The organism is Paenibacillus sp. GD4 (genome assembly GCF_030846225.1).
GTDB lineage: Bacteria > Bacillota > Bacilli > Paenibacillales > NBRC-103111 > Paenibacillus_G > Paenibacillus_G silviterrae.
The window spans coordinates 999,195-1,020,516 of the sequence record NZ_JAVCYK010000001.1 but is presented as its reverse complement, the minus strand read 5'-3'; the positions used below and the strand labels follow the sequence as shown (position 1 = coordinate 1,020,516).

Sequence of the window (21,322 nt, the reverse complement as noted above, 5' to 3'; positions counted from 1 at the left end):
CATCTTTGAGAGAGCGCAATGGCTGAAAACGCGGCAAATGGCCCGGGAATGTTGTATTTACGCAGAAATCTATGTGCTTTGTTTCAGAGCCGAGAAAAAAGTTGTATATTCTCAGAAATTTGCTGTTGATACGCAGAGATTTCAAAAAAGGAGGTCGTTAGGCAGTTTCGTAATAAGTAATAATTATCACACAAATAAAAACATATAAATTTACATTATTACCAATATGAGTTATTGTATTATCCAATAAGACTCTTGGAGGGATGCATAATGATTGTGCATAAAGGGTTAGAAGGGATTGTTGCGGGGGAGTCGTCGATCAGTTTAGTGGATGGAGAGAAGGGGTGGCTGGTGTATCGAGGTCATTGGGCGAGGGAGCTGGCGCAAACGAACAGCTTCGAGGAGGTCGCGTTCCTGCTCTGGAAGGGGCGATTGCCGAATCCCGAGGAAGCCGTTCAATGGAAAGCGCAATGGAAGGAGCTGCGCGAGCTCCCGGCTTATTTAAGGCAGCTCATTGACGCGATCCCCTCCGACAGGCCGATGATGAGCGTCGTCCAATCGGCGGTGGCTGCCATCGGTTGCGCTCCGGAGTGGCCGCCGACGCTTGAACAGGCACTTACTCTCACAGCGATCGTTCCCACGATCATTGCTTATCGGTATAGGCAGCTGGCGGGTCTCAGCTGGACAGGACCGTCAGCGGAGCTCGATCACACGGCGAACTACTTGTACATGCTGCATGGGGCCCGGCGGCAGGACGACCATGTTCGGGCGCTGGATGCCTATCTTGTTCTGGCTATGGAGCATGGCTTTAACGCGTCTACCTTCGCGGGGAGGGTGATTGCCTCAACGGAAGCGGGCATGATCCCGGCAGCAAGCGGAGCGATCGGCGCGATGAAGGGCCCCCTTCACGGAGGAGCGCCTTCGGCCGTTATCGAGCTGCTTGAAGCGATAGGCAGCAAGGAGAGAGCCGAGGCGCAAATCCGCGGCATTCTGGAGCAAGGGGGCAAGCTTATGGGGTTCGGTCACCGCGTTTACAAAACGAGCGATCCTCGTGCCTTGGCGCTGCGCGAAGTAACCAAGCGAGTCGCCTCGGACGATTGTTGGTTTAAGCTTGCGCTATATGTCGAGGAAACGGCACTCCGTTTACTGGAGGAGTATAAGCCCGGACGCAGGCTGTGCACCAATGTCGAGTTCTACGCTGCTGCGATTATGAAAGCGATCGGGATGCCTGCGGAGCTGTTCACGCCGACATTCACAGCCAGCCGCATGGTAGGCTGGACGGCGCACATCCTGGAGCAGTCCGTAAATAACCGGATATACCGTCCTCAGTCAGCCTACACGGGGTCATTCCCGTCAAGCGGCTAAGATAAAGAAAGAGGTCTCTCCCTCCCGGAGGACCTCTTTTCATCCCTTATTTTTCCCCGCTGCGATAAATCGCCCTGACTTCACGGAACGATTGCTTCGGCTTGCGGTACTCGTTGACGAGACCCTTATTGTTAAAGCTTCGCGCTCTGTCGCGGAACGCGCTCTTGTAGCTCTTCAGATCCCCGCGTACATCGGCGAACTGCCATACATAGGTTCCCACAATGCGAGGGTCCTCACGGAAAATCCGCAGCGCCTCCGTGACGATATGCGCCTGATAATCTTCACTGAAGAGACGGGGCTCCCAGCCCGTGTCTCCGTAAATCCCAGCACCGCCGAACTCCGTCATCAGCACAGGACGATCTCCTGCGCCCAATGCTTCCGCACGCGCATGGAACTGCTCCAGCATATCCCGGAAGCCGGCCACCTCGCCCTCATACCAGCCGTGGTACTTATTGATACCAATGACATCGAACAGAGGCATCACGATATCTTTGAGAGGATGCATGGTCGCATAGGCTACCAGACGGGACGAATCTTTACTCCGAACGAGCTTCACCAGCTTCTCGGATATATCCAGCCCCTCCTCGCACGTGGTGTCAATTTCATTATGGACGGACCAGAACACGATGCACGGGTGATGGAAGTCCCTTTCGATCATTTCATCGACCATCGTATGGGCACGCTGCTGGAATAACGGGTCAACGGTCACTTCCTTCGGCATGAGAGCCCCCCACATCGGGATCTCGCTCCAGAAGACAAGTCCCTGCTCATCGAGCAGGTCGATCCAATATTTGCTTTGCGGATAATGCGAGCCGCGAACCGAGTTGCAGCCCATTTCCAAAATGATGTCGAGATCCTTGCGCATCAGCTTCGGAGGGAAGGCAAAGCCCCATTCCGGGTGCTCCTCGTGACGGTTAACCCCTTGCAAATAAACAGGCTCACCATTGATGCAGATCTGATGATCGCGAACCTCAATGCGGCGGAAGCCGATGCGATCATACAGATCGTCCCCAGGGATAGCGGCACCGATGAGGTACAGCTCCGAACGCCCGACATTCCATAGACGGACCTGGCTCCATTGCTGCTTCACGGACACGGCTACGGTTTGTCCCGCCGGCACGAGGACTTCCTCCTGATGGATGATTTCCCGGTCCGCCGTTAAGCTCAAAGGCACCTTCCGTTCCTCTTTGTCCAGGGAGCGAAGCTGAAGGCTGAAGCTTACCTCCGCATTGCTGCCCTCTAAGGTGTAGTCGACTCGCAGTTTATCGATGAACACCTTCTCCAGCATCTGAAGCTCCACTGGCCGGATGATACCTCCGTAATGAAACCAGTCGACGGGGTCGATCGGTATCGTTTGCTTCGTCAGCGTACTGTCTGTTCGCACGATCAGCTCATGCTTTCCGGCAGCGGCATTCTCTACGATAAAGTGAAACGGCGTATACCCCCCATAATGGTAGCCTAAATGCTCACCGTCGAGATACACATCCGCATGACCAAGAACGGCATGGAAAATCAGCTTCAAAGGCCCGGCTTCCGCCAGTTCGAGCTCCGTCCGGTACCAGGCCACACCTTCATACTCAAAGAAGCCCATTTCGTTATTCCAGCAGGAGGGAACCGTCACACGCAGCTGCGGGGACGGAAACTGTCGGAACCAGCCGTCCTGTATGCCGATATTGTTCGGGTCTGTAATGAAATCCCATGGACCGCTCAGCTCTTTGGTCGAGCGAATCACATGTTCGGGGAATGTACGTATCATAGGGGATGACCTCCAGGAAATATCGTTATATGAACCCTATGGTAGCACGGACCCCAAGAGAGCTGAATGGAAAAACCGAAAATCTTCTTGTATAAATCGCTTCTCCAATATTATAGTAGAAACAGACTGGAGCCTTATGAGGAGGCGCAACCGATGGCTTATGATCTCAATCGACTTACTTTGCACATCCAATGGGTGCTGGACAAGCCAACGCTGCCGGGCTGGATGGATACGCGCAACAATATCGGTGCCCATACCTTTTACTGGATTCATGAAGGGAAGGGCACCTTCACTACGGATCGCGATTATGAGGTGGAGGGAGGATACTTAGCCTACATGAAGCCTGGCCTGCGGATGTCGATGCGCTCGGATGAAGCGTTCCCATTGCAAATGACGATGGTCCTCTTCGATTGTGCGAGTGTGGGTTATGATGTCACGTGGACCGGGGTTGCTCCGCTGAAGGCGCTTGAGCTGCCCTTTCTACGGAAATTCGGGACGGAGCAAGCGAAACGAATCGGAGGCCAGTTTCGGCATATTGATAAATGCTGGGTACCCGGCGGGGCAGGCGGAGCCATGCGCTCCAAAGCCGCCTTGCTGGAGCTGCTCCACGATCTGCACACACAGCAGCACTCAGGTGAAGCCAAGCCGGATTCCGCGCAGCAGGCACTGGAGCTCGTTAAGGAACAGCTCGAGACAGGCTACCGTACGGACATCAAAATCGAAGAGCTGGCGAAGCAATACGGCATTTCAGTTTCCTACCTCCGCAAAAGGTTTCAGCTGTCGTTAGGCATGAGTCCGAAAGCGTATCACAATCATATTCGCAATGAGCATGCCTGCCGCTACCTCATGTACTCCGATTTGCCGATTAAGGAAATCGCTCAGATCTGCGGTTATTTGGAGGAATATCATTTCAGCAAATCATTCAAGAAAATGAACGGACTATCCCCGACGGGTTACCGGGCCCGCTATCGGCCGCATCCTCGTTGAGATTTTAAACAGGATGGCGTATAATCGGGGCGAACCTATTACTCGGAAAAGGAACGTGCTTCCCATGTATGAATCGATTCGCAACATTTACTGCGTGGGGCGGAATTACGGCCTCCATGCGGCGGAGCTCGGCAACGACATCCCGGAGGAGCCGATGATCTTCACTAAGCCGACTCATGCTCTGACACCGATGAACGGCAGTGTGATTGAGCTTCCCGGAGATCGTGGAGAAGTGCATTATGAAGCGGAGCTGGTGCTGCATATTGGGCGGAAGTATGAGCAGGGGCTGACGGTAGATCAATTGGTCGATCGCATGGCGCTCGGGATTGATTTTACGCTAAGAGACGTACAGACCATCATTAAGAAAAAGGGGACGCCGTGGCTCCCGGCTAAAGGCTTCCTGAGATCGGCTCCGATCAGCGAGCTTCGCCCGTTTCCCGGCTTCGAGAAAGTGAAGCAGGTTCCGTACACCATGCAGAAGAACGGAATCGAGGTACAGCGCGCCGATCTGAACGATATGATTTTCAACCTGCAGGTGATTGTGGACTATATTGCCCTTCATTACGGCTTGGGAGCAGGCGATATCATTTATACCGGTACGCCGGCCGGCGTAGCGGCCGTGAAGTCGGGCGACCGGCTGGAGCTGTTCTGGGGTGAGGAATCGTTCGGAGAGATGACCGTCAAGCTTATATAACCACCTCAAAGAAAGACCGTCGGACTCACCTTTCACAGCGAGTAAGACGGTCTTTTGCTTTGCGTATTATTTTTCCGCTTCCAGCGCAAGGTCGGAATATTCATCACGAATCTTGAGAATCTTCGGCAGCTGCTCCATGAACACATCGACGACCTTCGGGTCGAAATGCTGCCCGCGTTCTTCCTTAAACAGATTCAGAATGCGGTCAAGCTCCCAGGCGGCTTTGTAGACCCGTTCACTGCCGAGTGCGTCGAAGACGTCCGCAATGGCGGTAATTCGCCCGTAGATGTGAATCTCATTACCCTTTAAGCCGCACGGATAGCCGCGTCCGTTCCACTTCTCGTGGTGCTGATAAGCGACAATAGCTGCCGTTTTAAGAATATGACGCTTGGAATTCTTGAGCAGGTTGTAGCCGATCGTGGTGTGCGACTTCATGATGTCGAACTCTTCGTCGGTAAGCTTGCCCGGCTTCTTGAGCACAGAGTCCGGGATCGCCACTTTCCCGATGTCATGCATGGGAGATGCCATCTTCAGCAGGTCGGCCTCCTCCTGATTCATTCCGAGCCCAAGCGCGAGAATATAGGAATACTCGGCCACGCGTTTGACATGGTTGCCCGTTTCCTTGGAACGGCTTTCGCCGATTTCCCCCATTGTAAAGATGATTTCCTTCTGTGTTTCTTCAATCTCGTTGGTGAGCAGCGCAGACTCCAGGGATTTCCCTGCGTAGGAGGCTGCCAAGGCTAAGTGCTCCAAATCGCGCTGGCTGAATTCCGCGCTTTCCGTCAGCTTGTTGACGGCTTGATAGGCTCCCATAATCTCTCCTTCGTTGTTGCGGAAGGGGATGACCATCAGTGCCTTTGTGCGGTAGCCGGTCTTCTTATCCGTAGCGAGAGCGCCGCTTTCAAGCACATCGCGGAATTCTTCGTTCGTGTAAGCATCATCAATAAAAATCGGCTCGCCCGTCGTGACGGCATGGCCGACCAGGCCGGCTGTGCTGGGGATTCTAAGCTGAGGCACCCCGTGCGCGACAGTAGAGAAGAGCTCGTTCTTATTGCGGTCGAGAAGCCAAACCGTGCAGCGGTCGGAAACGACCATCTCCCGTCCCATATCCGCCATGAGCATCAATAAGTTTTCCAGCTTCCGTTCGTTGGCGATCTTCGCCGTATAATCGAAAATGACACGAAGCATTTCTTGCGAGTCCAGATCCTTCTTGACTCTTGTCCGTACTAGTTCATAAGCCTCATGCACTCGGAACCACTCCCCGATATCACATTTTTCCATATGAACAAATCATATTATAATGTTTGTAGTCCTGTAAACCATCCGTTTGCTTAAAATAAGTGTTTTATCACACAAAATTCGACGAAATTTGCCGATGGGAAGGGGATGTAGCCGTGTTGGATATCGTGGTCGGCTTGCTTTGCAGCGGATTGATTGCAGGGGCCGCTTATTTAAAAAAATCATTGTCCGCTTCGGGGTTTGCCGCCGCTGTTGCGGTAGGCACGTTGTTGTACGCCTTCGGCAGTCTGGCATGGTTCGGAACACTGATTTTTTTCTTCATCACCTCCAGTGTGCTTTCCAAATGGAAGCATGCTAGAAAGGCTGCTGCGGAAAGCGGCTATGCTAAGTCAGGCCGACGGGATGCAGGCCAGGTACTCGCTAACGGCGGCATCGGCGTACTGCTGTGCCTTGGGTATGCCATGTGGCCTCATCCAGGGTGGTGGGCGGCTTTCATCGGCGTGATGGCAACTGTAACGGCGGATACATGGGCAACGGAGGTCGGAGGCTTGAGCTCAGCACCGCCGAGGTCTATCATTAGCCTGAAGAAGGTGGAGCCGGGCACCTCGGGCGGAGTGACGCTGTTAGGGCTTTTGGCTTCGGCGGCAGGGGGGCTGTGTATCGGGGCGGTCGCATGGCTGCTGATCGCGGTGAACCCGGCACAGCCGGCAGCCGGCGTGCCTGTTGATGGTGCGGCTGCAACGCTCATGCTGATCGGGCTGGCGGGCGGGCTGGCCGGCTCGCTGGCCGATTCCTGGCTGGGGGCGGTGTGCCAAGTGATGTACCGATGCCAGGTCTGCGGCAAGGACATAGAGAAGAACCGCCACTGCAGTGCAGCGGCGGTTCGAACCCGCGGGTTTGCCTGGATGACGAACGATGCGGTGAATGCGATCAGCTCCGTAACCGGAGGGATAGTCGCCATCGCTTTGTACGAATCCCTAGGCAGCCTGCTGTAACCGTAAGTCTACTCGTCGTATTTGCGCGAGTAGGCTTTTTTGGTCACGTATAAAGTTGCCCATGAAACGAGCACACACACAATGATCGCTACGACAATGATGAAAGTAACCATGAGAATGCCTCCAGATCGGGTAATCGTTCTTCCGTCATTGTACCCGATGCATAGGCAAAAACCAAGTCCGTTACGGCAGCGTGATTTCGCCTATCTCCTTCAGCGTAGTTAAGTCATTGGCTTTCAGCAGACTTTGAGAAGAACTGTAGAGTGTGTCGCCGATATAGAGCAAACGTTCGATATTGCGATTGCTCGGGTACCAATGGTTGCCCGCTTTCAGCAGCTGATCTTCGGTAAGGTGGGTGACTTTGCCGCGCAGCTCGAAGCCGTGCTCCGGATCCAGGCGGTATACATAGGCGCCTTGGAACGCAAATTGCCCATAGGAGCCCGCCTGGCCCTTATCCGGTGCCTCATATACCGTCACTGGGAACGCCAGTAGCTGCTTCTCCTTGGAAAAGAGCAGCGCCTTATGGTTCTGGAGCAGCTCCGAGTAGGTGCCGCGCACCCCGATAACTTCCTTGTGGAGCTCCTTAGGATTCGCGACGTCGGATACGTCGAAGATAGCCAGCTTCATCCCCTGCACCAGTGCCGTTGTCTGTGCCGTATCGCTGCGGCCCTTCACTGGAACTTCTTCCACGTCCTTACCGAAGCCGATGACATGATTCTCATCATACGGATGGAGGTACTCGCTGAAGCCGGGAATTTTCAGCTTGCCGAGCACGGACGGCGACGCAGGATTCTTAAGATCAATGACAAATAGCGGATCGACTTGCTTGAAGGTAACCATATAAGCGCGGTCCCCGGCATATCGGACGGAGTAGATTTTCTCTCCCGGCGCAAGGTCCTCCAGCTTGCCCACGGTGTTCATCGCTTCATCAAGGACATACACGTTGTTCTTCGAGGTGTTTTCGTCGGTTCGCCACATATCCCCTTTGGTCGTTGCGATCCGGAAGTACCCGTCATGCTCATCCATAGAGAACTGGTTCAGCACTTGTCCGGGCACCTTGCCGCGACCTTCATAACGTGTTGCTCCATCCGTTAGCCCGAACTTGTAGATGACGCTGTTCATTTCCCGCATCGGGGCGAGGAGCTTGCCTGACGCCTCCGGCTTCCGGTCGATTGCGATAGGCTCCGCTTCGCTCACGGTAACATACAGGTGCTTCTCGGATGCATATACATTATGCCCAGAGCCGAGGTAGCTTGCCACCGTCATTTTCTGAGACGGCTGATCAAGATGGATGCCGCCGACGAGCAGGTAGTTCGGCTCTACGGATTTCGGAAAGTAACGAATATCCTCAAAGCCGATTTTGATAAAATCATCCCCAGCGGCGGAGTCGCGGTAGGAGGGGGTGGATAAGGCTTGCTCCTTCTCCGCCTTCGTAATGGCGGAGAATGCCGCATAATAATTGTAAAAGGACTGATTCGTGATCAAGTACAGAGAGGAACCGATTTTGCGGGAGGTAACATAATAGCCTTCCATCTCCGTTTCACGTACCGGCTTTAGACTTGTGCGGTCGCCCAGCTCATAGACGATCGCCTTTGTCGTGGATAATACGGGTCTCACCATGATGTCCGGAACAATCCGAATTTTTTCAATGGCTTGAGCCTTTTCCGTCGATTGGATAACGGAAGCGGGCTCGACCGCTGCATCGCTTACTACAGCGGGAGTCGATGCGCCCCCGGAAGCGGCTGGCTGAGCGATCGTTTTCTGATAATGGGTATTGCCGATCACGACCAAATGCCGGTCATCCACATAAATCTCACGAGGCTGAAACTGCGGGTCCGAGAATTCCACCGTGCTCAAAACCTTCATGCTTTCCGCAGGATACGCTTGTGTGACGATAATTCGACTGCGATTTACCTGATAAATGTAAGTACCGTCCGTTTTGATGACATCGGCTTCATCGACGCCTTGCACTTGAACATTGGTAGCGGAATAGCCGGCTGTGGATTTCTCGTTGACGGAGACGGAGTCCGATACAGCTCCTGCGGCAGCCTGCGGAGCCGTGGCGGCCGATTTCGATGTCTCCGCAGCAACCGGCATTCGGATGGCCGGGGCAGCATAGCCCATACCTCCGCCATTCTGACGCGCTTCCTCCAGAAGCTCCTCCATTCGCTCTATCGAGCCAACGGTAGGTAAGCTTTTGTCCGCGTCAACGACGGCAACACTTTGATTCAAGCCGTCCCAATACACATTAAAATCAAATGATTCGCTGAAAAAGCGCAGGGGAACCAGCAGCTTCCCGCCCTCCGCCTGAATGGGCGCTTCCTCCAGCAGGACTTGAGTGCCCTGTCTTGTTGCCGTTGCGCTCCCGGCGGTCAGCTGAATGCTGCGATCTCCTTTCACAGCGGTCGCCGTATGCGTGTCTTCCTTCCACTCTACCGTTACCCCGAGCGCATCGGATAAGTCACGCAGCGGCACCATGAGAGTGCTTCCGACAAGCCGAGGCTTGGCGCTGAACTCTACAGGGCTTCCGTTCAGGCTCAATCGAACGCTTGAACCCGTTTCGGCTTCGATGGGCGAGGCCGGTGCACCTGAGGTCAGCAGGGCGAGTGCCAGGCACGCCGTAAGCATGGTTCGTTTTCTCACAAAAAAATCCCTCCCCTAGTTTGAGCTATTCACTTCCCAAAACGGAAACCACTGGGAAAATGTTTCATGCTCCACTGTGCTTGACCTAAAATTTATTGGAGCGGGAGGGGATCTAGTTTTCGTTATTCCGTACTAGTAACATGTTCCGGGCTAGGCGGAGTGACTTCCTTCTCCTGAAGCTGCTTTTCCAGCACTCGTATGCGACGCTGCAGCTTATACTGCCGAATAAGTCCGATAAAGCCGAAGATGATCCCGCCAAGCAGGGTAGAACCGAGGATAACTAAAATAAGCGGGATATAGGCTTCGGTGAACAAAAAGTTAACGCGAACGCTTTCCACATTAATTACGGCGAACATGGCCGTTATGATGGCAAAAAGAAATGCACAAACCAACACCACTTGTGCTTTCATGACATTCCCCCCTCTCTAATTGGAAAAAAAGGCTGAAGCCCGTGACCCGGACTCAGCCTGGTTATTCTACAGCACTTAAGGTGATTAGATCACCTTAAGTGGGCTTGCATAATGATCTCTTCCAAGCTATAACGTTAAAAAATCACCTTACAGCGCCAAAATGAACGATTCTTGAGGGAAAAAAGGGTTGTAAAGCTATAATCACCTTATATGCCATCAAGCTCGGAAGCTGCGGGCTCTAAGGCTAAATAATCACTTTACAGATAACCGCCGGCTCCGCAAGGTAAGGGAAGCGGTAAGCTTTTACTTCGCCAGCTTTTCCATCTCCACCAGAAGCTCCTTGAACACATCCATAGCCTGTTTGATCGGCTCCGGAGAGGACATATCCACACCGGCCTTCTTCAGGATATTGATGGAGTAGTCGCTTCCGCCGCTCTTCAGGAAGCCCAAATAACGGTCTACGGCCGGCTGGCCCTCCTCCAGAATTTGCTTCGCAAAGCTCGTCGCTGCGGAGAAGCCCGTTGCGTATTTGTACACGTAGAAGCTGTTGTAGAAGTGCGGAATGCGCGCCCATTCCATCTCGATGTCCTGGTCTACCGCCATGTCCTTGCCGTAGTATTTCAGGTTCAAATCGTAGTACACCTGGCTCAGCAGCTGCGGAGTCAATGACTCGCCCTGCTCCGCTTTTTCATGGATGATCATTTCAAATTCGGCGAACATCGTTTGACGGAATACCGTTGTACGGAACTGGTCCATGTAATAGGTGAGCAGGTACATTTTTTCCTTCGGATCGGTTGACTTCTTCAGCATATAATCCATAAGCAGCGCTTCATTCAGCGTCGATGCCACTTCTGCCAGGAAAATCGTATATTGCGCATAACGGTAAGGCTGATTCGTGTCGGAATAGTAGGAATGGAGCGCATGGCCCATTTCGTGCGTCAGCGTGAACATGCTGTTCAGGTTGTCCTTATGGTTGAGCAGCACGTAAGGATGCGTACCGTATGCACCCCAGCTGTAGGCACCGTTGCGCTTACCTTCATTCTCATAGACATCGATCCAGTGATTCTTGAAGCCCTCCTGAAGCACCTTGAGATAATCTTCGCCAAGAGGCTGCAGACTGTCCTTCACGGTTTCCTTCGCTTGATCGAAGCTGATCTCCATATCGTACTCTTCCACGAGCGGAGCGAACAGATCGTACATATGCAGCTTGTCGACCTTGAGCAGCTTGCGGCGGAGCTCCATATACCGGTGCATAAGCGGCAGAGACTCATGGATCGTATCGATCAGATTCGTGTACACTTCCTTCTTGATGTTGTCGCCGAACAGTGACATCTCAAGCACGGAAGGATACTTGCGCGCTTTGGCGTAGAATACGTTCTTGGTTACATTCGCCGCGAGCGTAGCGGCGATAGTGTTCTTCTGCTTGGCGTAGGTGGCGTACATCGCTTCAAAAGCATTTTTACGCACCTCGCGATTTCGGCTTTCCAGGAACTGTATGTAGCGGCCGTGTGTCAGCTCGACTTCTTCGCCTTTTTCATTTTTCACCTTCGGGAATTTCAGGTCCGCATTGTTCAGCATACCGAAGATCGTTCCTGGGGCTTGGGCCAGATTGCCGACCTGGGCGAGCAGCGCTTCTTCATTCTGGCTAAGCACGTGCTGCTTCTGGCGAATCAGCTCCTCCAGCGTTCTTTTGTAAAAAGCAAGCTCCGGATTCGCAACCAGCTTCTGAAGCTGCTCGTCGCTTAAGCTAAGAATTTCCGGGGAAATAAAGGAAGTGGCTTCGCCGACCTCCACACTCAATCTTTTCGATTTATCGGATAAGGCCTGGTAGGTAGGGTCCGCCATGTCTTCATGATGCTTCATATTGGCATACACGTAGAGCCGTTCGGTAGACAGGGAGATGCGGTCGTCGAGCTCGAACACCGTTTTAATAACCGCCGGGTCACTCAGCTTGCCTTGATACTGCGATACTTCCTTCAGCTCTTGCTTCACTTGCTCGTATTCCTTATCCCATGCCGCTTGATTCGCATACAAATCCTCGAGTCTCCAGCGGTTTTCTACAGGTACTTCGCTGCGTTTCAGCACTTGATTCATCGGAGCCCTCCTTGGTTTGATCGATGGTTTGGCCTGGCTGATCTCCGGCGAGGCCATAGTTGAGGCCAACGTGCCGGAAAGCAGCATGCCGGTCAGGACTAACGGTACCACACGCATGTTTCGCTCACGCTCCTCCGGTATTTTTCCTAGTTTTACCGGAGCGAGGCTTAAATATTAGTATATGAAAATCATAGCGTGAAGTCTAATTTGTCAATGCCTACATCGGGTTCGTAATAAAGCTGTAAATCATCAGAAAAAAGGACATGGAGATCATCACAAGCGCAAGCAAAGCCAAGGGCCGTTTCACCCCGGGAGGAAGCGTATCCTTCTTCCAAATTAAGATGAGGGAAAGAGAGAAGGAAATGATGATAAACGTGATGATGGAACCGGCGTTGCTCATAGGATCACCTCAAGGGCTTAATGGTTGTGGCAAACAAGTAATTACCAAAATTAGGACAGCCTCTACCTCTTCGCTTCCGCGACTCCGAATTCCTGCTTGGGGAAGGCTAAACTACGCAGATAGGAAAATTATGACGAACCTGAGGTGACACATGATGACGCAAATGACAATATCCCCTCCTGCCGCCGAGCCTGTGAACGCCGGGCAGCCCAAACCTTCCGAGCAGTATACGGTTGCGCAGTTTTTGTTAAGACAACTGCAGGCTTGGGATGTCAAAAGGATCTACGGAGTCATAGGCGATGCCAATTTAAGTGTACTGGATGAGCTTGGAAAACAGAACGACATTCGCTACATTCCATGTCGTCATGAAAGCGCAGCTGCCTTGATGGCTTCAGCAGAAGCGAAGCTGACCGGGAAGGTGGCCGTATGCATGGCCACCAGCGGTCCCGGCATAGCCAACCTGCTGAACGGATTAGCTGATGCTGCAAGTGATTATGCGCCCGTACTCGCCATTACCGGGCAGGTGAGCACGTCCCAAATCGGCACGCATGCCAAGCAGTATATCGATCAGCAAAAGCTGGCCGCCGCGATCGCTAAGCCCTCGGAGCTGGTAGGGCATCCCGATGCGCTGCCGGAGCTGCTGCAGCAAGCTATGACACAAGCATTATTAAACGGGCAGGTAACACATCTCTCCATCCCCAAGGATCTTTACGAACGGAAGGTACAGGGGGTAATCAAGCCGTATGAGGAGCATCTTCATCAGCCTCTCTATGCTCCCGGCGAGGAGGTAGAAAAGCTGGCTGTTCTTATCGCGCAGGCGGAGAAGCCAGTGCTGCTGATCGGCCGCGGTACTGCTTCGGTGAAGGCGTGGGTACGGCAGCTTGCCGAGAAGCTGTCAGCGGCTGTGGTGACTACTCTCCCGGCCAGACCGTTGTTTCCTAACGACCATGAGTTATACGCCGGGGGATTGGGGCAGGCAGGAAGTGAAGCGTCCTCGATCCTGCTCGCAGAAAGCGACTGTATTCTCATGCTGGGGGCCACCTGGTGGCCGGACGATTACGTGCCGACGAAGGCGAGAATCCTTCAGGTGGATAAGAATCGTGCTGCGTTAGGAGCGGGCCATCCCTTGACCAAGGGGGTTGTAGGGGATTTGGAGCAAATCGTTCCGCAGCTCCTGCAGGATGCCAGATTGTTTGCGGCATCGAGGGAGATTTGGAAAGCAAGAGTTGTCCAGGTGACGAATGAATGGAAGGCTCGGCTGGAGGAGGAATGCTCCGGAAACGCGGAACCGATAGCGCCGCAGCGGGTCATTCAGGCCATAGCCGCACAAGCTCCCGAGGAGGCGATTGTGGCCGTTGACACAGGGGAGCATACCTTGTGGTTCAATCGGATCTTCCAAACCAAGCCGGGGCAGGAGGTATTGCTCTCCGGACGCTGGCGGACGCTTGGCTTTGCCCTGCCGGCAGCGATTGCGGCGAAGCTAGCGGAGCCGCAGCGACCGGTCATTGCTATCGCAGGGGATGGGGGAGCCGTGCAAACGCTGCTGGAATTCCAGACCGCAGTCGAACAAGAGCTGCCTATTGTATTTGTTGTCATGAACAACAGCTCCTACGCAATGGAGAAGAACCGTATGGAGAAGGCCGGAATGAGCACTCTCGGCAGCGTCATCCGCAACCCGGACTTTGCTAAGATTGCGGAGGCCTGCGGCGGGATTGGAAGGAAGGCGATTCATATGCAGCAGCTCGAAGAGAGCCTGGCGATGGCGATGAAGTCCAGGCTTCCCGTGCTGATTGAGGTGGTAACCGCCTCGACACCGGTTCCGCATACGAAGATCTAAGGCACAAAAAGACCTTTACCAGTAATTAGGTAAAGGTCTTCTTGGCAATTAGCTTTCCATTTTGACGAGGACCAAACGACCTTTCTCGTCACGGCTGGCGCGGAAGCTGTCTTCCGGATGGATCTTCGCCTCATCCACAAGCTCTTGAGGAATGGTAAGCTGACCATGCTCATTAAGCGATACGAGCGAGCCGTTCATCTTCTTCCAGTAGCCTGCGGCCAGAATGCCTACAGTGACCAGAATAACGATCATCCATTTCAAAGCGGTGTGTTCAGCGAAATAATCCTTCACGAGCAAATCGCCAGTCAGCATTTTACCGGCAGTGAAGGCCAGTACGCCGGATCCGATATACACGATCCATGGATATTTCTCCACCCAGGCGATGAAGAGCGTGCTGCCCCATACCATAATCGGTACACTGATCAATAAGCCGATGATGACAAGCCAGAAGTCTCCATGAGCTGCGCCGGCGACCGCCATAACATTGTCGAAGCCCATGACCGCATCGGCAACGATGATGGTCTGGATCGCGGGCCATAGCTGGGGCTTGGCCTCAATATTGTGCTCCTTCTTGTCAACGAGAAGCTTGTAGGCGATCCAGATGAGCACCACGCCTCCGATGAGCAGCAGAGCCGGAAGCTTAAGGAGCCAGACTACAGCGAGGGTAGCGAGCGCCCGAATGACGATGGCGCCGACGGTACCCCATAGAATCGCGTTTCGCTGATGCTCTTTCGGGAGATTCCGCGCCGCCATTCCGATCACGATCGCGTTATCTCCGGCCAAGACGAGGTCGATTAAGATGATGCTGAGTAATGCAGTGAAAAATGCCGGTGAAAACCACTCCATGTACGACACACTCCTTCAGTTGATTTGTTGAACTACATAAAAATGACCTCTACCAATTATGGTAAAGGTCATTTAAACGCAGAAAAGACCTTTACCTAATAATGGCAAAGGTCTTGCTAACAACGTGGACGTTGCCAATAAAGCCGGAGTTTCCCTTGCGGGATTCCCGAATTGACGACTTTACTGTAACAGCTACTCCCCTTTGGAGGACATCTTATGTAATTGACATCATTGTACTGAGTAGACAGGCTCTTTGTCAACCCTTTTTTGAGCAGAAAGGACTAAACGCTGCGGAAAGCTTCCATGATCGCGTTATATTCGTCTTCATTACCTGTGAAGTCTTCCTTGCGAAACCGCTGCTCCGCCCAGTGCATCATAGCGGGTCTGCTCAGAAAGGTATGGCAATCCTCACCCCATTGATCCGAAATTTCTCTTAAAATGAGCTGCTTGCCGTTCTCTTCCACGGTGAGCATGTTCCATTTGTCTTTTTTGTAGATGACGTGTTTTTGAATGCCGTGTGCCACTGATTCATTACCCCTAACTTGTATAGTTATAGCTAATTTATCATGTCCGATGCCAGAAAAGCAAAATACTATGCGCCTGAAAAAATAATATTGCCACTTCTTCAAGCCATATGGTATGATCTACCAAAGCTTCAGCACGGACCGGAGGGTCTGTGGGAGCTTGAGCCAGGGTCATGTGATGACCATAGCTAGCTGAGAAGAGGAGAGATGAGACATGAGTCAAGTGAAGTATGAACAAATCGGTGTTGCCATGACATGCCGCTCCTATGAGGAGTATATCCGGATGTTTGCACTGAATTCGTCTGCAGTCAGCACGGGCCCCATTCTTGATGTGGCGGCCGGGGCTTCTTCGTTCGTCGCTGAGGCTTACGCCAATGGGACGGAGGCCGTAGCCGTCGATCCGCAGTACGGGAACGGCTTCGAGGAGATCATAGACCATGCCAGCCGTGAGATTGAAACCTCCACCGCCAAGCTGGACCGGCTGAAGGAGCATTTAGACTGGACGTTTTACGGCGATCTGACACGGCACAAGGCTATGCGAGAAGCATCCTTGCATCGTTTTGCCGAGGATTTCCGCAGCGGTAAGGAGCAGGGGAGATACGTGGCGGCCACGCTGCCCCAACTGCCCTTTGCATCCGATACCTTTGCCCTTGTGGTAAGCAGCCATTTTTTATTTTTGTATCATGAACAATTCGATTATGAATTCCATATATCGGCGATTCGCGAATTATACCGGGTTTGCCGTCCCGGAGGGCAAATTCGTATGTATCCGGTAATGACGCTCGGCTTCGAGCCTTATCCCTACATGGATCGTTTGCTGACAGATGTGAGAGCCTTTGGAGGAAAGCCGGTGATCGGTGCAACGGGGCTGCTGTTTATCCCCGCATCCGTCAATTATTTGCGTATTGACAAGGCCCATGAATAAAACGAAGCAAGTTGATTTATCCTTATAATGGTGATATACTTGACACATTCGCCCTTGATGGCGATACATCTAGGAGGTTGTTTTCATTGAAAGGTACAGTAAAATGGTTTAACGCAGAAAAAGGCTACGGATTCATTCAAGTAGAAGGCGGCGACGACGTATTCGTTCACTTCTCCGCAATCCAAGGCGACGGCTTCAAGACATTGGATGAAGGTCAAGCGGTTGAATTCGAAATCGTTGAAGGAAACCGTGGTCCTCAAGCGGCTAACGTTATCAAGTTATAAGATAGATGCTCCTCTATAGGAGCTCTTATATCATAGCACAGCCCAAAGAGCGGTTCCCTGGAGTTACCTCCGGGAGCCGCTTTTTTGTGTTGCTTTTGAACAGCACGCGGTTGCGATATGAAAAAAACCGGCTATCGCTATGACAGCAACAGCCGGGGTACTGTTATTTGTTCCTATTCGATAATGGTCAAAATGTCGTCGATCTCTTTGCGGGCCAATCGGGCCGGACGCTCCGCCGGATGTCCCAACGCAATGACCATGTTGATCTGACACTCCGGGCGAATATTCAGCAGCTCCCGCAGCTGCTCTTGCGCCAGCAGCACCGGTCCGGTCATCGGACAAGTAGCGAGGCCGCGGGCATGGGCCGCCAGCATCAGGTTCTGCGCGGCAAGGCAGCTGCTTTTGATGCCTTCCTCTTCCCACACGGCATCGGATACGAAGCCGATCGGGTCGAAGATCCGCTCACGGAACTTGGAGGCATAAGGAGTCGCCAAACAGACGATCAGCACAGGGGCTTGAGAGAAAGCGGTGGCATACGGACCGAACGATTTGACCAGCAGTCGTCCTTCCTTGGACAATCCCTTCTGCTCGGCCTCTTCGCCTTTTTTATGAAGCTGTTCCCAAGTCACGCGTTCGATCTCTTGAATCAGCTCGCGGTTCTTAACGGCAATGAACTCCCAGGTCTGAGAGTTCGTATCGCTCGGTGCATACCGTGCGCAATCGATAATTTCGCGTATATCCTCCAGCGAAACTTCCTGCTCCGTATATTTCCGGACACTGCGCCGGTCAAGTACGATGTTCTTGAATTCATCATAGTGAATAGTAGAAGTAGTAGTGCTGGTCATTCGTCTTCATCCCTTCAAAGGCTGTCATGATCGCATTAGTTTAGTACCAGGTGTTAAAAGTTACCCTTCATTATAAACGATATGTATGACAGCCCGCAACCTTTTAACACATCCAATCATACATCGAGAGGAGCGCGTGAACATTCGATCACTGAAGCACAACGGTTTCCCCCTCCTGCAGGCCGCTAAGAACTTCCGTTTTGTCCGGCGTTTCCAGCCCGATCTGGAGAATCCGCTTCTCCAGTCCTTGCGTGCCCTCAACCATGACGTAATATTGCTCCTTATCCCGTTGGATGGCCAGGGTAGGGATGACCAGGGTGCCTTGCTTCCGGTCCGTTTCGATGGTCGCTGTAAGGCTTAAGCCCGCAATCAGCTGCTCATGGGGTTCAAGCGAAATGACGACCTCAAACTGGGCTGCAGCTGCATTCGCGGCATCGGAATCGGAAGCGGTTTTGGCAAATTTGGACAGACGTTCCACCTTGCCTTGCAGCTTGACTCCCTTCAACGCCTCGACCTTGACCTGAACGGGCATGCCAACCTTTAGGCGGAACAGATCATATTCCCCAACCATGCAGAGCAGCTGAAGCTTAGTAATATCGACAATTTTACCGATACGTTCGTTTTCCTTGACGGATTGAGGCTCCTTCGTATCGTTAAACAGGAAGATACCCTCCTCCGGTGCAAGGAACTCAGCGGATTTCAGCTTTTCCGTTTTTTGCGATAGCTGCTTGTAGTTGTGTTCAAGGGTCAAGCGGCTAATGTCCTCCTGCATCCTGCGAGTCTCCGCTTGCGCGAACCGCTGCTTCGCTTCCGTTTCCCCGACAGAGGCAGCGGCAGCAGTGGAAGTCCCTCCCGTGCTGTCCTGAAACTCGGCAAGCCGGAGATCCATCTCTTGCTTCTTATTTCCCGCATGAAGCTGCGCGATTTCACTTTGCATAAGGGAATCGTCCAGACGGAACAGCACATCGCCTTTTTTCACCTGAGCGCCGTCGGTTACGGACCAGCTCTTCACGTCCGCGGTGAAGGGGGCATTCACATAGGTTTCCTTCTGATAGGAGGATTTCCCTTTGACCTCAACGGTGCTGACAATATCCTCCCGTTCCGCTTGAAATCGCAGGGCGTTCGCTGTCTGCAAGGAGCTCTGAGGCGGAGGACTTGAAGGGTGGCTTTGTATGTATAGGGTCGCCGTCACGCCGACAACCGTAATCACGGCTAAGGAGGTAATCCATGTTTTCTTTTTCATCGTTTCTCTCTCCCGGTTAGTCTCGTTTAATAGCGGTAAGCGCGTCGGTTTTGGACGCTTTGACGGCCGGATAAATGCCGGACAGCACTCCGGTCAATACGGCGAAGAACAGCCCTAACGGCAGGATCCAAGGACTGATGAACAAAAACTCCTGATCGGCTCCCGGCCGGGGAGGGGAAAAGTGCAGGACAACGATGTTGATCCCCCAGATGACCCAATAGGACAGGAGGATGCCGGAGAAGCCTCCAAGCAAGCCCAGCAAAGTGGATTCGATCATGAACATGTTACGAATTTGCCTCAGGTTCGCTCCCAGCACCTTCATAATGCCGATCTGGCGCCGTCTCTGGTAGGTCGACATGGTCATGGCTACTACGATGGAGATCGAAGCGACGAACAGAATGAACAGCCCTACGCCTCCGAACACAAGCCGAAGGATTACCAGCTCGCCGGCCATTCTCTCCTCCCGATGGATGTTCGTCTCCACCGAAAGGCGAAGCTTCTGAAGCAGCTGCTCGACCTCTCGTACATGCTTGCTGTCATCAATTTTCAGCTTGACCTCGTTGTAATCGCCGCCGGCCGCTGTGCTGCGGGGATTCTCGACAGCCTTGCCCCCGTTCATAGCCAGCATGGCGTCCTGCAGACGCTTGCCGAGGGCGGGGGAGACGAAGGCCGTCTTCTGGTTCATGATGACGTCGTCAGGGACGCCTTCGGGCTTTTTCAGCACGCCGACGACACGAAGAGGGATGGGAGTGCCGCTGAGTTCTCCCACTCCTTGCAGATGAATGCGCGGCGTCAGAATAAGCTGCTTCTGATACAAGGGATAAGCGATCAGCATCTGCTCCCGCCATCTCTGCTCGGCTTCGCGACCGGCCGGAACCGGATTCGCTTGTCTCCCGGAAGCTGCAGATTGTTGGTCTCTAAGGCCCATGGTTGCACCGTAGCTGAGAATAATGGTGTTCTCGAGCTCAGTGGGGCCTCCCTGATGCATTTCGTAGCCGAAATCGTCGAGCGTATCCAATTCGGTCGCATAAAGCTCATAAATATTGCCTCTCTTGCCATCCACCTCGAACTCATAACCGTTCAAGGTTTGGTACGAAGCGAGCGCCTTCACATGCGGCAAGGTACGCATCAGCTCAACCTTGGCCTTGGTCAGCTCGTAGGGCTTCGAAGCGTTCGGGTCGGCGCTTCCGTCAGCCTCCAGGTTCTGTCCGCTGCGGACCGTAATTTCATCCGTCTTTAAATAGAAGCCCATGGATTTACGGCTGTAATGATTGACGGATTCACCGAAGGAGAGGGCGACGATAATGGATGCAGAGCCGATGGCGATGCCCATGGCGCATAAGGCGGTTACCACAACCCTGCGCTTCAGCTGATCCCAGCCAAGCCGTAAGTAGTCACCGAATTTCATTCGCCGTCACCTTCCCACGATGCGTCCTCGACCAGTCGGCCGTCACGCAGCTGGATAACCCGACGGGTCCGTTTCGCTACCTCAAGCTCATGCGTCACGATGACGAAGGTAATGCCCAGCGTCCGGTTAAGCTCCAGCAGCAGGTCAATAATTTCCTTTTCGGTCTTGGTATCGAGGTTTCCTGTGGGTTCATCCGCGAATACGATCGCCGGCTCCGTAATCAGCGAGCGTGCAATACTGACGCGCTGCTGCTGGCCGCCGGACAATTGGGAAGGGAACATCTCCGATTTGTCGCCAAGGCCGACCTTTGTCAGCAGACTCAGCGCTTTCTCCCGCCGCAGCTTGGATTTCATCCCCTGGAACACAAGCGGCAGCTCGACATTCTCCCGGACCGTAAGATGGGGAATCAGCTCGTAGGCTTGGAATATAAACCCGATATGCGCTCGTCGAAATTCGGCAAGCTGATTCTCATTCATGGCTTCGATGCGATGACCGGAGATCTTAATGCTGCCGCGTGTCGGCTTCATAAGCCCGGCCATTAAATTCAGCAGCGTTGATTTGCCGGAGCCGGAGCTTCCGAGAAGAGCGACGATCTCGCCCTTGTGCACCTCGAAGTTGATTTCTTGAAGCACCGGCGCCGGGTCGCCGGCAATAAGAAATTCGTGCGATAATTGTTCTATGGCAAGCACATAACCCCTCCGATTCTAGTTCTGGTTGGTGTTAGACTAGACGTGGTACGCAAGGAAGAGTTGCAGGAAATGGGTAAACTTAAGAAATTGTTAAGACTTGGTACCAAAAAAAATACCCGACATCAGCATCAGGCCGAT

General features: G+C 53.1%; 19 protein-coding genes. 7 read left to right on the top strand and 12 right to left on the bottom strand.

The window, feature by feature from the left end; all coding sequences use genetic code 11:
- The first annotated feature begins 270 nt into the window (after nucleotides 1–270).
- Entirely contained in the window at nucleotides 271–1,365 is a 1,095-nt protein-coding gene (locus RAC89_RS04805; RefSeq protein WP_306612126.1) for a citrate synthase/methylcitrate synthase, read from the top strand.
- A 46-nt stretch (nucleotides 1,366–1,411) separates the two neighbouring features.
- On the opposite strand, the gene RAC89_RS04800 is transcribed toward RAC89_RS04805, so the two are convergent.
- Nucleotides 1,412–3,121, bottom strand: a complete 1,710-nt coding sequence (locus RAC89_RS04800) for a glycoside hydrolase family 2 protein (RefSeq protein ID WP_306612125.1) — start codon at nucleotides 3,119–3,121, stop codon at nucleotides 1,412–1,414.
- 153 nt (nucleotides 3,122–3,274) lie between these two features.
- Here RAC89_RS04800 and RAC89_RS04795 point away from each other — a divergent pair, with 153 nt between their 5' ends.
- Complete coding sequence (locus tag RAC89_RS04795) at nucleotides 3,275–4,108, top strand: helix-turn-helix domain-containing protein (protein WP_306612124.1); 834 nt, start codon at nucleotides 3,275–3,277, stop codon at nucleotides 4,106–4,108.
- A gap of 64 nt (nucleotides 4,109–4,172) precedes the next feature.
- Complete coding sequence (locus tag RAC89_RS04790; RefSeq protein ID WP_306612123.1) at nucleotides 4,173–4,802, top strand: fumarylacetoacetate hydrolase family protein; 630 nt, start codon at nucleotides 4,173–4,175, stop codon at nucleotides 4,800–4,802.
- A gap of 66 nt (nucleotides 4,803–4,868) precedes the next feature.
- Here RAC89_RS04790 and RAC89_RS04785 read toward each other — a convergent pair whose 3' ends face one another.
- Entirely contained in the window at nucleotides 4,869–6,050 is a 1,182-nt protein-coding gene (locus RAC89_RS04785; RefSeq protein WP_284640951.1) for an HD domain-containing phosphohydrolase, read from the bottom strand.
- Nucleotides 6,051–6,199: 149 nt separating this feature from the next.
- On the opposite strand from RAC89_RS04785, the gene RAC89_RS04780 reads away from it, so the two are divergent.
- Nucleotides 6,200–7,036 carry a DUF92 domain-containing protein gene (locus RAC89_RS04780; protein ID WP_373430004.1) on the top strand — a complete coding sequence of 279 codons (837 nt, stop codon included), beginning with the start codon at nucleotides 6,200–6,202 and terminating at the stop codon, nucleotides 7,034–7,036.
- A gap of 183 nt (nucleotides 7,037–7,219) precedes the next feature.
- Here the strand turns inward: RAC89_RS04780 and RAC89_RS04775 are convergent, their stop codons facing one another.
- From RAC89_RS04775 to RAC89_RS04760, 4 genes are all read right to left on the bottom strand, one after another.
- Nucleotides 7,220–9,679 (bottom strand): beta-propeller domain-containing protein, encoded by a 2,460-nt coding sequence (locus RAC89_RS04775; RefSeq protein ID WP_306612120.1) that lies wholly within the window; start codon nucleotides 9,677–9,679, stop codon nucleotides 7,220–7,222.
- Between the two features lie 122 nt (nucleotides 9,680–9,801).
- Nucleotides 9,802–10,089: a LapA family protein gene (locus tag RAC89_RS04770; protein ID WP_306612118.1), complete on the bottom strand. Its 288-nt coding sequence runs from the start codon at nucleotides 10,087–10,089 to the stop codon at nucleotides 9,802–9,804.
- A 303-nt stretch (nucleotides 10,090–10,392) separates the two neighbouring features.
- Entirely contained in the window at nucleotides 10,393–12,183 is a 1,791-nt protein-coding gene (gene pepF, locus RAC89_RS04765; RefSeq protein ID WP_306616047.1) for an oligoendopeptidase F, read from the bottom strand.
- A gap of 217 nt (nucleotides 12,184–12,400) precedes the next feature.
- On the bottom strand, nucleotides 12,401–12,583 hold the full coding sequence (locus RAC89_RS04760) for a hypothetical protein (RefSeq protein ID WP_306612116.1): 183 nt from the start codon (nucleotides 12,581–12,583) through the stop codon (nucleotides 12,401–12,403).
- 151 nt (nucleotides 12,584–12,734) lie between these two features.
- Here RAC89_RS04760 and RAC89_RS04755 point away from each other — a divergent pair, with 151 nt between their 5' ends.
- Nucleotides 12,735–14,420 (top strand): thiamine pyrophosphate-binding protein, encoded by a 1,686-nt coding sequence (locus RAC89_RS04755; RefSeq protein WP_306612114.1) that lies wholly within the window; start codon nucleotides 12,735–12,737, stop codon nucleotides 14,418–14,420.
- A gap of 48 nt (nucleotides 14,421–14,468) precedes the next feature.
- On the opposite strand, the gene RAC89_RS04750 is transcribed toward RAC89_RS04755, so the two are convergent.
- Both RAC89_RS04750 and RAC89_RS04745 read right to left on the bottom strand, forming a co-directional pair.
- Nucleotides 14,469–15,266: a TerC family protein gene (locus tag RAC89_RS04750; protein WP_306612112.1), complete on the bottom strand. Its 798-nt coding sequence runs from the start codon at nucleotides 15,264–15,266 to the stop codon at nucleotides 14,469–14,471.
- Between the two features lie 281 nt (nucleotides 15,267–15,547).
- Nucleotides 15,548–15,739, bottom strand: a complete 192-nt coding sequence (locus RAC89_RS04745) for a hypothetical protein (protein WP_306616046.1) — start codon at nucleotides 15,737–15,739, stop codon at nucleotides 15,548–15,550.
- A 265-nt stretch (nucleotides 15,740–16,004) separates the two neighbouring features.
- On the opposite strand from RAC89_RS04745, the gene RAC89_RS04740 reads away from it, so the two are divergent.
- Nucleotides 16,005–16,715, top strand: a complete 711-nt coding sequence (locus tag RAC89_RS04740) for a class I SAM-dependent methyltransferase (RefSeq protein WP_306612110.1) — start codon at nucleotides 16,005–16,007, stop codon at nucleotides 16,713–16,715.
- 86 nt (nucleotides 16,716–16,801) lie between these two features.
- Nucleotides 16,802–16,999, top strand: coding sequence for a cold shock domain-containing protein (locus tag RAC89_RS04735; protein WP_284640943.1), 198 nt, complete (start codon nucleotides 16,802–16,804; stop codon nucleotides 16,997–16,999).
- A 173-nt stretch (nucleotides 17,000–17,172) separates the two neighbouring features.
- On the opposite strand, the gene RAC89_RS04730 is transcribed toward RAC89_RS04735, so the two are convergent.
- The 4 genes from RAC89_RS04730 to RAC89_RS04715 form a co-directional block, all read right to left on the bottom strand.
- Nucleotides 17,173–17,820, bottom strand: coding sequence for a nitroreductase family protein (locus tag RAC89_RS04730; protein WP_306616045.1), 648 nt, complete (start codon nucleotides 17,818–17,820; stop codon nucleotides 17,173–17,175).
- 172 nt (nucleotides 17,821–17,992) lie between these two features.
- A complete protein-coding gene (locus tag RAC89_RS04725; RefSeq protein WP_306612107.1) occupies nucleotides 17,993–19,087 on the bottom strand; it encodes an efflux RND transporter periplasmic adaptor subunit in 1,095 nt (364 codons plus the stop codon).
- Nucleotides 19,088–19,103: 16 nt separating this feature from the next.
- Nucleotides 19,104–20,495 (bottom strand): ABC transporter permease, encoded by a 1,392-nt coding sequence (locus tag RAC89_RS04720; protein ID WP_306612106.1) that lies wholly within the window; start codon nucleotides 20,493–20,495, stop codon nucleotides 19,104–19,106.
- The gene (locus RAC89_RS04715; protein ID WP_306612104.1) at nucleotides 20,492–21,184 is read right to left on the bottom strand and encodes an ABC transporter ATP-binding protein; all 693 of its coding nucleotides are present in this window, start codon (nucleotides 21,182–21,184) and stop codon (nucleotides 20,492–20,494) included. The genes RAC89_RS04720 and RAC89_RS04715 overlap by 4 nt, the downstream gene beginning before the upstream one ends.
- Nucleotides 21,185–21,322 lie beyond the last annotated feature (138 nt).